12 protein-coding genes are annotated in these 12,436 nt (G+C 70.1%); 4 read left to right on the plus strand and 8 right to left on the minus strand.

Annotated features, from left to right (window positions below):
- Positions 1–44 precede the first annotated feature (44 nt).
- Genes JJ691_RS14140 through JJ691_RS14150 form a run of 3 tightly spaced genes read left to right on the plus strand, consistent with a single transcriptional unit; the run spans position 45 to position 5,844 of the window.
- Positions 45–1,757: a fatty acyl-AMP ligase gene (locus JJ691_RS14140; RefSeq protein WP_211769233.1), complete on the plus strand. Its 1,713-nt coding sequence runs from the start codon at positions 45–47 to the stop codon at positions 1,755–1,757.
- Positions 1,754–5,143, plus strand: a complete 3,390-nt coding sequence (locus tag JJ691_RS14145) for a cytochrome P450 (protein ID WP_211769234.1) — start codon at positions 1,754–1,756, stop codon at positions 5,141–5,143. The genes JJ691_RS14140 and JJ691_RS14145 overlap by 4 nt, the downstream gene beginning before the upstream one ends.
- Before the next feature lie 8 nt (positions 5,144–5,151).
- On the plus strand, positions 5,152–5,844 hold the full coding sequence (locus JJ691_RS14150) for a hypothetical protein (RefSeq protein WP_211769235.1): 693 nt from the start codon (positions 5,152–5,154) through the stop codon (positions 5,842–5,844).
- Here the strand turns inward: JJ691_RS14150 and JJ691_RS14155 are convergent.
- The 8 genes from JJ691_RS14155 to JJ691_RS14190 all read right to left on the minus strand — a co-directional run bounded on the left by JJ691_RS14155 (position 5,810) and on the right by JJ691_RS14190 (position 12,002).
- On the minus strand, positions 5,810–6,616 hold the full coding sequence (locus JJ691_RS14155; RefSeq protein ID WP_211769236.1) for a hypothetical protein: 807 nt from the start codon (positions 6,614–6,616) through the stop codon (positions 5,810–5,812). The two genes, JJ691_RS14150 and JJ691_RS14155, sit on opposite strands and share 35 nt — an antisense overlap.
- Before the next feature lie 48 nt (positions 6,617–6,664).
- The gene (locus JJ691_RS14160; RefSeq protein WP_211769237.1) at positions 6,665–7,633 is read right to left on the minus strand and encodes a serine hydrolase domain-containing protein; all 969 of its coding nucleotides are present in this window, start codon (positions 7,631–7,633) and stop codon (positions 6,665–6,667) included.
- Between the two features lie 13 nt (positions 7,634–7,646).
- Positions 7,647–8,009 (minus strand): DUF4180 domain-containing protein, encoded by a 363-nt coding sequence (locus JJ691_RS14165; protein WP_211769238.1) that lies wholly within the window; start codon positions 8,007–8,009, stop codon positions 7,647–7,649.
- A complete protein-coding gene (locus JJ691_RS14170) occupies positions 8,002–8,805 on the minus strand; it encodes an alpha/beta fold hydrolase (protein ID WP_211769239.1) in 804 nt (267 codons plus the stop codon). Before JJ691_RS14170 ends, JJ691_RS14165 begins: the two co-directional genes overlap by 8 nt.
- Positions 8,802–9,221, minus strand: a complete 420-nt coding sequence (locus tag JJ691_RS14175; RefSeq protein ID WP_211769240.1) for a helix-turn-helix domain-containing protein — start codon at positions 9,219–9,221, stop codon at positions 8,802–8,804. The genes JJ691_RS14170 and JJ691_RS14175 overlap by 4 nt, the downstream gene beginning before the upstream one ends.
- A gap of 265 nt (positions 9,222–9,486) precedes the next feature.
- Positions 9,487–9,876: a hypothetical protein gene (locus tag JJ691_RS14180; protein ID WP_211769241.1), complete on the minus strand. Its 390-nt coding sequence runs from the start codon at positions 9,874–9,876 to the stop codon at positions 9,487–9,489.
- Positions 9,877–10,050: 174 nt separating this feature from the next.
- The gene (gene menC / locus JJ691_RS14185; protein WP_211769242.1) at positions 10,051–11,163 is read right to left on the minus strand and encodes an o-succinylbenzoate synthase; all 1,113 of its coding nucleotides are present in this window, start codon (positions 11,161–11,163) and stop codon (positions 10,051–10,053) included.
- Positions 11,160–12,002 (minus strand): GNAT family N-acetyltransferase, encoded by an 843-nt coding sequence (locus JJ691_RS14190; protein ID WP_249227910.1) that lies wholly within the window; start codon positions 12,000–12,002, stop codon positions 11,160–11,162. The genes menC and JJ691_RS14190 overlap by 4 nt, the downstream gene beginning before the upstream one ends.
- Positions 12,003–12,183: 181 nt before the next feature.
- Here JJ691_RS14190 and JJ691_RS14195 point away from each other — a divergent pair, with 181 nt between their 5' ends.
- On the plus strand, positions 12,184–12,396 hold the full coding sequence (locus JJ691_RS14195; RefSeq protein WP_211769243.1) for a hypothetical protein: 213 nt from the start codon (positions 12,184–12,186) through the stop codon (positions 12,394–12,396).
- Positions 12,397–12,436 lie beyond the last annotated feature (40 nt).

Here is a 12,436-nt window from a genome sequence, read left to right on the forward strand (position 1 = left end):
GGGGCGCGATCAACGGGCGAGCGGTCGAGGGACGGTGACTGGATTTGCGGTATTCGGCACTGGGACCGCTGCGCGCGCTGGCCCAGGACAGTCCGGACCGGGTCCTGTTCACGTTCGTGGACGACGACGGCGCCGACCGCGTGGCGCTCGCCGCGGGCGCGGTCGTGACCAGGGCCGAGGCGGTCGCGGAGTCGCTGCGGCGCTGGGGTTTCCTCGCCGGTGACCGCGCCGTGCTGGTCTATCCGCCGGGCCCGGAGTTCGTGATCGCCCTGGTCGGATGCCTGATCGCCGGCGTGGTTCCGGTGCCGGTGTACCCGCCGGACCCGTTCCGCCTGCGGCAGACGCTGCCCGCGTTCGCCGGCATCCTGGACGACTGCCGGCCACGCGCGGTGCTCACCGTCAAGGCCTACGACCGGGCCCGCAGCCTAGGCGCGGTGGCCGGGGTGTTCGACCGGTCCAAGCCCAGCTGGCCGCGGATCACCTGGCGGCACACGGACAACTGCCGTCCGGCCACTGCTCCGGTCGAGTGGCGTTCGCCGGTCGACCCGGAGGAGCCGGCGCTGTTGCAGTACACGTCCGGCTCAACCGGGTCGCCACGCGGAGTGGTCATCACCCACGGCAACCTGGTCGGCGAGATCACCGCCAACGCCGTCGACCTGGGGCTGGGCGACCAGGCGCGGGGCGTGTTCTGGCTGCCGCAGTACCACGACTTCGGCCTGATCAGCGTCATCCTGTCCACGCTGGGCGGCAACGCGCACAGCTATCTGCTGTCCCCGCTGGCGTTCCTGCGTCGCCCGGCCGTGTGGTTCGACCTGATGTCGCGGGTGCGGGCCACGCACACCGCGGCCCCGAACTTCGCCTTCGATCTCGCGGTGCGCAAGACGACCGTGGAGCAACGGGCCGGGTGGGACCTGAGCCCGGTGCGGGTGTTCATGTCCGCGGCCGAGCCGATCAGACCGGAGACCGTGCAGTCGTTCCTGGACGCCTTCGAGCCCGCCGGTCTGCACCGCGACGCCTTCTACGCGGCCTACGGTCTGGCCGAGCACACGGTCAGCGTCACGATGGGTGGCCGCGGCACGCTGCGCCTGGACCGGGCCGGTCTAGAGGCCGGCCGCGCGGTGCCGGCGACATCCGGGCGGACGTCGGTGACGCTGGTCGGCTGCGGCCGGCCGACCAAGTGCGACGCCCGGCTGCGCATCGTGGACCCGGACACGCACGAGGTGCTGCCGCCGTGCCGGGTCGGCGAGATCTGGGTCAGTTCGGCGACCAAGGCGCTGGGCTACTACGGCCGGCCGGAACAGACCGAGCAAACCTTCCAGGCCAGGGTGGCCGGCGGCGAGGACCCGACCGGCTATCTGCGCACCGGCGACCTCGGTTTCCTGCACGGGGACGAGCTTTTCGTCACCGGCCGGCTGAAGGACCTGATCATCGTGCGGGGCCGCAACCTGCACCCAGAGGACATCGAGGCCAGCGTCCGCGACTGCCACCCGGCGATCCGGCCCGGCGGCGTGGCGGCGTTCTCCGTGCCGTCGCAGGACGGCGAGCGGCTGGTGGTGCTGGTGGAGATCCGGGATCGCCAGGCCGACGAGCGAGCGATCGTCGACGCCGTGACGAACGTCGTCCACGCGGATCACCAACTGGCCGGCGCCGAAGTGGTGGTCGGCCCGCAAGGGTTGGTGCGCAAGACAACCAGCGGCAAGATCCGCCGCAGCGCCTGCCGCGAGGCGTTCCTGGCCCGCGAAGGCGTGCCGGCGTGAGGCGTGACCAACAGCGACGCGTCTGTGTGGTCGGCGCCGGTGTCAGCGGCCTGACGGTGGCCCGAGAGCTGGAAAGTGTCGGGCACGCCGTCACGGTCTTGGAGGCCGCCCCGAGCGTCGGCGGCAAATGCGCCTCGGTGACCATCGACGGCCATGCCTTCGACGTCGGCGGGCACGTGTGCACGGTGATGTACCAGCGCCTGGCCGCGCTGGTCACCGAGCTCGGTCTGTCGACCGAGAACGTCATGCCGGTAACCCAGCAGCCGTTCCTGCCGGCTGGCGTCCTCCACCGCTACGCCGCCCTGCGCACGGAGCAGTTCCCCGACATCGCGCAGGCCGGCCTCGCGCATTCGGCCCGCGCGCTGGCCATGCCGGTCCGGCAATGGCTGGCCGGACTGCCGGAGTTCGAGACGACGTTCGGCCTGGGCTACACCTCCTCCGGCTACGGCCGGCTCGACGGCGATCTGCCGGCGCTGTACCTGGTCAAGTACGCCGAGATGACCGGACTGCTGTCGGACCGACGGTCGCTGCTCGGCCACACCGGCCCGTTCACCGTCGCCGGCGGCTTCGGCCAGGTCTGGGACCGGGTCGCGGCCGAGCTCACCGATGTCCGTTGCGGCGCAACGATCTCAGCCATCCGCCGGCACGGAACCCGAGTGCTCGTCACCGTCGACGGCACGACGTTCCAGTTCGACGACCTGGTGCTCACCGTGCCGCTCGACCAGCTGCTACCAGTGCTGGACGCCCGCGAGGACGAGCGCGACATAGCGTCGAGGATCCGATACCACAGCTACCGCACGACGTTCTGCTCGTCGACGGGCCAGCCGCGACAGGCCTTCACCCTGTACGGCGACATCTCCTTCCACCACCGCTACGCCGACAGCGACGTCTACGCCTGCTACTCCTACGATCCGGCCTGCGTCGCGCGGCCGATCGCGGAACGGCGGTGGAAGTACATGCCGCACTTCGGCTCCGCCGATCTCGCCGCCGGCATCTACGACCGCGTCGAAGCCCTCCAGGGCCGGCACCGCACCTACCACGTCGGCAGCCTGCCGGCCTTCGAGCTGGTCGAGTGCACCCTCGACTACGCCCGAGAGTTCGTGGCCCGGCACTTCGGCTCCGACCTGCGGGACTGGTTGACGCGGCGGGTGTCCGCCGAGGTGAAGCGGCCGGTCGACCCGCACGCGCCGATCGCCACGCTGGGCCTGGAGTCGCTGTCGATGGCCACGGTCCTGGCCGACCTGTCGGCCCGTCTGGGTTACCGCGTGCCGAACTCCCTTCTGCTCGAACTGTCCACCGTGGACGCCGTCGCCCGGCACCTCGACGAGCACGGCGCCGAGGTCGCGCGACCGCGGAGTCTGGCCCTGGCGCTGACGCCGCCACGGCCGTTCTTCTGCGTCGGCGGTGCGGTCGGCGCCGCCTACTACCTCCTTCCGCTGGCGCGGGCGATCGGCCAGCTGCAGACGTTGTATGCCTTGCAAAGCCCCGGTTTCGACGGCGTGGAGGAACCGCTCGACGAGGTGCCGGCACTGGCCCGGCGCTACGTCGAGGAGATCAAGGCCATCCAGCCGCACGGCCCGTATCTGGTCGGCGGTCACTCGTTCGGCGGCCTGGTCGCCTACGAGATCGGCCGCGTGCTGCGATCCCAGGGCGACGAGGTCGCCCAGGTGATCCTGATCGACACCTACCTGGCCGAGCCCGGCCAGCCGGAGCCGCCGCCCGACGACGTGGCCGTCATCGAGGAGCTGTGGCGGATGCGCGGCCTGGCCCTGCGCGGCGCGGACGCCCCGCGACGACGCGTCGACCAGAAGCTGTCCCCCGCCGAGCAGCGCCGGGAACTGGCCAGGTTCCTCGGCGCGAGCGGGCCGGCGGACGAGCACATCGCCACCATCATGGGGGTCTATCAGGCGCAGCTGGAAGCCGTGGTGCGCTACGAGCCCGGTCCGTCCGATCTGGACGTCACGCTGATCAAGGCCGAGGACGGCTTCCCCCAGGTGCTGTTCGACGACCGGCACATCGCCCTGCGACTGGAGGATCCGGCCAACGGCTGGGAGCGGGTCGAACTGGGCCGGCTCTCGGTGATCACCGTGCCCGGCAACCACTTCACGGCGCTCGCGCCGCCTGCTCTCACCTCCCTCGCCACTGCTGTCACCGACACCATCGCTGCCATCCCGGCGCCACTACCGCCGGAGTCCGTGCAGGTCGCGTCCAGCATCCATCTCAATCCGATGGATCCGCACTTCCTGGCCGACCCGTATCCGTTCTACCACCTGCTGCGTGATATCGCGCCAATCCACCGGGATGAAGCACTGGACGGCTGGGTGCTGACCCGCCACGCCGAGGTGTCCGCCCTGCTCAGGAACCAGAAAGTGGTTCGGCCGTCCACGTCAACCCTGTTGGCGCGGCTGCCCGCGACGGTGCTTCAGGACCTGAGGCCGTTCGTCGACTGGCTCGACTCCAGCCTGCCGTTCAGCAACCACCGACACCACGACCGCCTGCGGCGGCTGCTGGCCGGCAGCTTCACCGCCAAAGCCATGGAAGCGCTGCGCTCCGACGTCGAGCAGACCGTCCACGAGATGCTGGACCGGATCGATCGACCGGGCCCGGTCGAGTTCATGTCCGAGGTGGCGTATCCGCTGCCGGGCCGCGTGGTGATGGATCTCGTCGGCGTGCCCCGAGACGACCAGCCGATGGTGGCCGACTGGGGCCGGACGGTCATGACCGTGTTGGGACAGGCCCAGTTCGGCGAGGACCCGACGGCGGTGGCGTATCAAGCGCGGGACGCGGCCACGGAGTTGATCAAGTACGTGCGCGGGCTCACGCTCAGCCCACAGCTGGCCTCGGGCTGGGCCGGCGCGGACGAGCGGGTGGCCAACGTGATCTCGCTGATCAACGCCGGCCTGGAGACGACCGCCAACTACCTCGGCAACAGCGTGCTGGCTCTGCTCCGGCACCCCGAACAGTTCGAACTCCTCCACGCCGACCCGTCCATCGCCCGCACGGCCGCCGAGGAACTGCTCCGCTACGACACGCCGGCCCCGATCATCACGCCGCAGCAGGCGCTCCAGGATCTCGACCTCGGCGGCCACCGGATCCGCGCCGGCGAGCTGGTGTTTCCGGTGCTGGGCGCGGCCAACCGCGATCCCGCCCGCTACCCCGACCCCGACCGGCTCGATCTGCGGCGGCCGGACGCCGCCGGGCATCTCACCTTCGGCGCCGGCGCGCACTACTGCATCGGCGCGGCGCTGGCCCGCATCGAGGGACAGGTGTTCTTCCCGACCCTGGCCACCAGATTCCCCGGCATGCGGCTGGTCGCGGAGCCGGTGTTCCGGCCGGATCCGGCGCTTCGGGGCCTGGCCGAACTGGCCGTGCTGCCGCACGGCTAACATGCCCTGTGGCCGTGATGCTGGACGAGAAGTACATCCAGGACCGACACACCATGCACCGGTGGCTCCGCTCGCAGGCCCCGATCTGCGAGGCGCAGCTGCCGGACGGGCAGTGGGTGTGGCTGATCAGCCGTTACGCCGACGCCGCCGAGGCGTTGCGGCCATCGCCGGTGGTTCCCGTGCCCGGGGACGTCGACGACGTGCTGGCCGGCATCGACGGCGATTTCGACCTGCTCGCCGACTTCGCCCGGCCGGTCGCCGGTGATCACGCGGTGGCGCACCTGATCGTCAACGGCGTCGTGAACCTGCTGCGGCATCCCGACCAGACCCGGGTGAACGTGGCCGAGCTGTCCCGGCACGACGGCCCGTACGGCATGGCGTTGCGCACCACGCCCGACACGATCGCCCTGGCCGGCATCGACATCGCCGCCGGCGAGACCGTCGCGGTGCTGCTCGGCTCGGCCAACCGGGATCCGGCCAGGTTCGACCGGCCCGATGACCTCGACCTGGCCCGCGACGCCACCGAGCGCCTCACCCTCGGCGATCACGAGAACCTGGTCGCCGAGGCGATCACCAAGCTGCGCCGTCGATTCCCGTCGCTGACGCTGAACGGCGAGCCGACCCGGCTCGACGACGTGATCGTGAACGGCTACGCGGCGGCGCCGGTCAGTCCGGGACCGACGAGTGCCGACCCCGCTTGACCGGCTCGACCGGCTCCAGCTGCATGGTCATGACCGCCCGGATCAGGTCCCGCACCGCCGCCGCTCGATCCTCCGCCTCGAGTAGAATCAGCAGCCGTTCGGCCGACAGCTGGCGGGAGAAGGCAAACGGCTGCTCGAAGTACAGCCGCAGCCGCTCGGCCGTCGCCTCCTGCGTACGCAGGAACGACCGTCCCAGCAGCGCCGCCAGCGCCGCGCCGATCACTCCGACCACCGCAGCCGTGATCGTCACGACCAATGATCCCGTGCAGGCCACCACCACAACGGCGATCACCAGCACCGCGAACCCCACCGCCATCGACCGCTGCGCCTGGTGAAAGCTGCGTTCGGCCTGGGACGTCGCCAATGCGTGGTAGTAGTCGAGCCGCCGCTGGGTCACCATCCACAGGACCGTCAGGTCCATTGGGCCCCGCTTGTCGGCCGCCTCCTCGGCGCGGTCCAACTGCTGCTTCGCCTCGTCCACCCGCCAGCGTTGCGCATGCTCCCGTTGCAGGGCATCGCGATACGCCAAGTTGACGAACAGCGCCAGCATCCCGAACACCACCGCCGTGGCCACCGCCAGCACCAGGTACGGCAACTGGCCCGGCAGCACCTGCTCGTACCCCAGCGTGATCCGGTAATCCCGGTACAGCACGAAGGACGTCACGCCGACCGCCACCGCCAGCACGACCGTCAGCCAGCCGCCTCTGCGATGCCGTCGGCGCTCCGGCGACAACCGCCACGCGTCCGTCAACTGCACAGTGCCGCCGTCCACTCGCGAATGCTAGCCAGCGGCCACGGCCGGCCCATACCTCCGTTGGTGTCACAAGAAGAGGCGGGCGATCGGCCATGCGCCGTCGCTGGTGTTGCCGATGACGGTGTGGACGAAGGCGCCGGCCGGGTCGCACACGGAGCGGAACGAGACGCCGATGTCGCTGCCCTCGAGGAACACCGTGTCGGACGACTTGTGCAGCCAGAAGCCCAGGCCGTAGCGGTGGGTCGACTTGTAGACGCTACGTGGGCGGACCATCTCGGCCACCAGCCGGGGCGAGACGATCTTGCCGGCGAAGAAGGCCCGCCACAGCGCGTGCCAGTCGGCCAGCGTGGTGTAGACGCCGCCGTCGCCGCTGCCGCGCACCGGGAGGTGGAACACGTTGGTGCGCAAGCCGTCTGACTCAAGATAGCCGAGTGCCATACGACCGTCGGGCTCGTCGGAGCGCAGGTAGGCGGTGTCGGCCAGGCCGGCGGGGACGCAGACCCGCTGTGCCACCAGGTCGTGGAACGGGATGCCGGATGCCCGCTCGGCGATGAGCGCCAGCACGACGAAGCCGCCGTTGTTGTAGCGGAAGTCCGTGCCTGGCGGGAACATCGTCGGGAAACCGTCCAGGATGGGCAGGAAGTCCTCGGTGCTGACCAGGTCCTGGGCCGGCACCGTCAGCGCCGGGTCGTTCTCCTCGTCGTAGTAGTCGCCGATGCCGGAACGGTGGGCCAGCAGCTGCTCGACCGTCACGGCGTCGTCGATCAACGGCAGGTCCGAGCCCAACACCGACCTCGCGGTGGTGGTAAGCTCGAGCGTGCCGTCATCGATGAGCGCCATGACGGACAACGCGGTCAATGCCTTGCTACCACTGGCGATCGCGAACCGAGTGTCCACTGTGTTCGGAACACCCAGTCCGCGATGCGCCATGCTGTACGCCCGCTCGAACACGGTCACGCCGTCGCGGTCCAGTCGCACCACGCCGGAGAACGACGTCTCCGTGGCGACGCGGTCCACCTCTGCCCCCAGGTCCATCGGGCCAGGGTAATCAGCCGAACTTGGCCGCCGCATCCTCAATACTGTCGACGAACCAGATGTGCCTGCCCCGGTTGGACTCCCGGACGTAGGCCCGCAGCGGTTCGCTCACCGCGAGGTGTTCGCCCAGGTCACCGACGATGGCGAGCTTCTTGCCGTAACCGATGAACTTCTGCGTGAACAAGCCCAGCAGGGTGGTCCGCAGGTCGAACACGCCCTCGGCGAACCTCTCCACCGGGATCACCACCAGCTGCACGGGCTGCCCCCAAAGCTGCGCGATCGTGTCGACCGCGTCCTGTTCGGTGGCGACCTTGGGGCCGTCCGGCGCGAGCAGGTACGCCTTGGTGCCACCGATGTCGGTCAGCACGTCAGTCATGGAGGAATCCCCCGATCCGCTCGGTCACGTCCGGCAGCATGTGCCCGACGCCGGGCAGCACCTGCACCTCGGCGTGCGGCGCCGCGGCGGCCAGCCGACGCCGCGTGGCCCGTGAGTCGAGCAGTTCGTCCTGGTCGCCGGTGATCACCAGCAGCGGCAAGGTGAGCTTGCGCAGCCGCTCGGTGGCGAACAGCGGCATGAACAGCCGGGGCCGGAAGTGCTGGAACACCATGCGCACGTACTTCTCCTGCGGCGACTGGGGCTCCGGCTGCTTGCGGCCCAGCAGCTGACCGAGGAAGAACATGGCCGTCTTGCCGAACCGCTGCCGTCCGATGCCGCCGGGCACGGTGAGCACGAGCCGGCTGACCCGGCCGGGTCGGCGCGTGACGTAGTCGATCGCCATCCAGCCGCCCAGCGACGCCGCCACGAGCTGAACCTCGGTCAGCCCGAGGCCGTCGAGCACGTCGTCGATCCACTCGGCGTAGGCCGGCGAGCCCAGCGGCGGCCGCGTCGGGGCGCTCATACCCGGCTCGCCGATCAGGTCCACCGTGAACAGCCGGAACCGGTCGGCCAGCTTGCCCGCCGTCGACATCCACGTCAGCGTGTTGCCGCCCGAGCCGTGCAGCAGCACCACCGGCGGGCCGTTCTCCGTGCCCGACACCATCACGAAGGTGTCGCCGTGCCGGGTCGGCACCGTGCGACGCTCGGCCGGCGCCGGCCAGTGCGCCAGCCACTCCTCGTACTGGCGACGGATCCGCTCCCTGCCGGCTTCCGTCTTGTAGATCGTTGTAGTCACGACTCCCCCTCCGCGAGCAGTGCTATCCACCGCAGCAGTTCCGCGGTGGTGGTCAGGTCCCCCAGGATGATCAGCTTCAGCCGGCCGCGGACCTCGTCGTAGGCGGACTCGATGCGCAGCGGCTGCTCCTGGTAGCCGCGGGTGTTGGCCGCGCCCACCGCCCCCATCGCGATCCGGCTGGCGTCCTCGCGGCTGATCGCGTCGATCTCCACGATGCTCGACACCTCCACGTGCCGAGTGCGCCGGACCTTGGACTCCGTACCGGTGAAGGCGTCGAGGTCCTCGCGGGCGATCCGGTACTGCTTGCCGATGCGGACGGCCTTGAGCCGGCCCTCACGCACATAGTTGCGGACGGTGCGCACGTGCAGGCCCAACTGTTCGGCCACCTGCTCGACCGAGTACATCTCCTGAGACACACCATGAGAGTACCGCATCCTTCCCTACCTGCAACAAGATAAGGAACGATAGGGAAGTATGAGGTACGAGGCTCACCCAAGGTCGAGCTGAGGCCACACGCTCGCCCGAACAGCAGCGAGGCCGTCGGGCGGTTGCCCCACGGCCTCGCTTTTTCGCTCCGCGCCCGACCGTTCAGACATTGTCAATCGCCTGAACAAACACGGCCGACGGCAAAAGGGAAGAATGTCGCGACCGGGCGGACGTGGCAGCGTCCGCCCGGTCAGCTCACGCCACGGTGATGTTCGTCAGCGACAACTCGGTCTGACGGCCGTTGTCGTCCCAGACGACGTCGAAAATCCAGATGTTGCCGGGCTTGCTGGGCGCCACGTCGGGCGCCCGGAAGTCGACTGAGCCGGTTTTCGGATCGATGCCCGCCCGAATGAGCGTGGCGGGCGCGTGGCCCATCCCCGTGGAGTGCGCGAGCCACAACTGGACGGCGGTCACCTGTGGCGCGAACGCGGTGTTGAACTTCCAGGTCGCGTGAACCTGTTTGCCCGGAACGAAAGTCGTGGTGGACAGGGTGGCGTCGGTGACGACGTTCGACAGCGTCGGCGGGTCGGCCTGAGCTGCCCCGGTGGAGAGCACGGCGGCGGTCACGACGGCGCCGGCGAGCACGCCGACCCGGCGGAGGTACTGCATCTTTTTGCCCCCAAGGACAAGGTGACGGTACCTCGATATTCGAGTAGCTTCGATTCTGCAGCGCAAGGGCCAGAGACCCATCACACACCGCCGTATACATTTATGAATGCGTCAGCTCACCGGAGGTCTAGAACAGTCAATTCCTTTTGTTCACCCGTTCGCCGGCAGCCACCGGGTCTCGGTGGTCAGTTCGCGCAGGATTTCCGGGACCGGGGTGACGCCGATTCCCGGCCCGGTCGGCACGCGGACATGGCCGTTCTCGAGTGTGAACGGCTCGGTGAGGTCCCGGTGGTAGTACCGGTCGGACGCCGAGGTGTCACCCGGCAGAGTGAAGCCGGGCAGCGAGGCCAAGGCCAGGTTGGCGGCCCGCCCGATGCCGGTCTCCAGCATGCCGCCGCACCACACCGGCACCCCGTGGGCCTGGCAGACGTCGTGCACCCGGCGGGACTCCAGGTAGCCGCCGACCCGGCCGGGCTTGATGTTGACGATCGAGCAGGCGCCCAGGGTGATCGCCTCGGCGGCGACCTTGGCCGAGGTGATCGACTCGTCCAGGCAGATCGGGGTGCGCACCAGCTCGGCCAGCTGGGCGTGCCCGCGCAGGTCGTCCTCGGGCAGCGGCTGCTCGATCAGCAGCAGGTCGAACGGGTCCAGCTTGGCCAGCTGCCGGGCGTCGCCGACGGTGTAGGCGGTGTTGGCGTCGACCTGCAGCGGCACGTCGTCGCCGAACCGCTCGCGGACCGCCCGCACCGGCTCCACGTCCCAGCCCGGCTCGATCTTCAGCTTGATCCGCACGTAGCCCTGGTCGAGATAGCCGCCGACGGCGTCGAGCAGCTGCGGGATCGAGTCCATGATGCCCACCGACACCCCGGAGGCGACCCGGTCCACCGCGCCGCCGAGATAGCGGGCCAGCGACAGGTCGAGTGAGCGCAGCTCGGCGTCCAAGAAGGACGTCTCCAGCGCCGCCTTGGCCATCTGGTGGCCGTGGAACCGTTGCATGGCGCGGGAAACGGCGTGCACGTCCGGATCGGACAGTGCCGCCACCTCGTGGAACAGCACGTGTTCGATCACGTGGGCGGCGGCGTCGACGTATTCCGGCGAGTACACCGGCGCGGCCATGGCCACGCACTCCGACCAGCCTTCAGCCTGGTCGGTGACCAGCCGCAGCAGCAACAGGTCCCGGCGGGTCTCGCTGCCGAACGACGTCCGGAACGCGCCGACCAGCGGCAGGGACGCCCAGCGCAGTTCGAGGCCCTCGATCTTCACGCGCCCTCCCCGCGGTCGAGCAGGTAGCCGCCGTCGCGGCTGAAGCCGATGATCACCGCGCCGTCGGCCAGCAGACCGCCGAGCACGTCCCGGACGGCCAGCCGCCAGCGCAGCGCCGTGTCCGGTTGGGCCTTGCGCACGGCGTAGATGTCGTCCGGGATGCGGACCTCCACGTGCCGGCCCTTGACCTCGCCCGGCACCGGCCGCCCGTCGGCGCCGATGTCCAGCGCCACCGTCGCGCCCGGCACGCGCTCCACCGGGTGCCCGTCCAGCGCCCGCGCCACCGCCGGATCGGCCAGCTCCCAGTCCAGCAGCAGCCGGTCGGTCTCGTCGCCGGCGTTCAGCTCGTCGGGCATGTCGCCGTAGAACGACTCCAGGTACACCCGGCAGCGTGCGCCCAGCTTGGCCAGGTTGAAGTGGGCGTTGCGGGACACCAGCGGGTCGAAGGTCCACCCGACGGTGCGCACGCCGTTGTCCAGCGCCCACGCGCGCTGGTGGGTCTTGAGCGCGAAGCCGACGCCGCGGGCCTGGCCGTCCGGCAGCACGCCGGTGATGTGCGAGTGCAGGCTCCTGGTGTCCGGTGGCCCGAAGAAGGCCACGGTCGCGCCGACCATCCGCTCGTCGCGGTAGGCCGCCCCCACATAGCTGCCGAGGTGCGAGAACACCTTCAGCAGTTCCAGGTTGAGCGGCCGGTTCGCCGGGTCCGGCCGCCACACCTGGTCGTACAGGGCGATGATCTGGCCCAGGTCCGGCAACTCGTGCAGCACCCGCACGGTCACGCCGGCCCGCTCAGCCGCACTTCGTGCCACCTCGTGGACTTCCGTCGCCGCCTCGATCACCAGTCATACCTAGCACAGCGAACGCCACCCGCGGCAGACACGATTCCCGCCCGTTACGATAGTCCGAACGGGTGACGGGCGGGGACGCGGCCGACGCGCCCGGGAGCGATATCGCCCCCACGGCCCGCCGCCCCGGATGGGACACTGGGGGCATGGACAGACTGGTCCTGGAGGCCGCCTGGTGAGTGTCTTAAACATTCCCGATCCGGATGGCACCCTCGCGCCGTGCCCGGGCTGCGGCCACGCCACCGTGGTCGCGACCACGAGCACCGGCGCGGAGCGGCTGCACTGCGGGACGTACGAGCCCGTGTGCCGCCCGGCCAAGCCCGCCAACCGGGCGGCCCGGTTGCTCAGCCGCATGGTCAAACTCGTCGGAGGTGACCCGCGTCACTAGACGTGCCGATGACACGGAAACGGCGCCGTCCCAGACCTGG

It is taken from the genome of Kutzneria sp. CA-103260 (assembly GCF_018263855.1).
Classification (GTDB): domain Bacteria; phylum Actinomycetota; class Actinomycetes; order Mycobacteriales; family Pseudonocardiaceae; genus Kutzneria.

Bases quoted from the DNA above. Each gene is read 5' to 3' on its own strand.
- JJ691_RS14165 (WP_211769238.1), bottom strand. From the start codon at position 8,009: ATGACTGACGTGCTGACCGACATCGGTGGCACCAAGGCGTACCTGCTC.
- JJ691_RS14160 (WP_211769237.1), bottom strand. From the start codon at position 7,633: ATGGACCTGGGGGCAGAGGTGGACCGCGTCGCCACGGAGACGTCGTTC.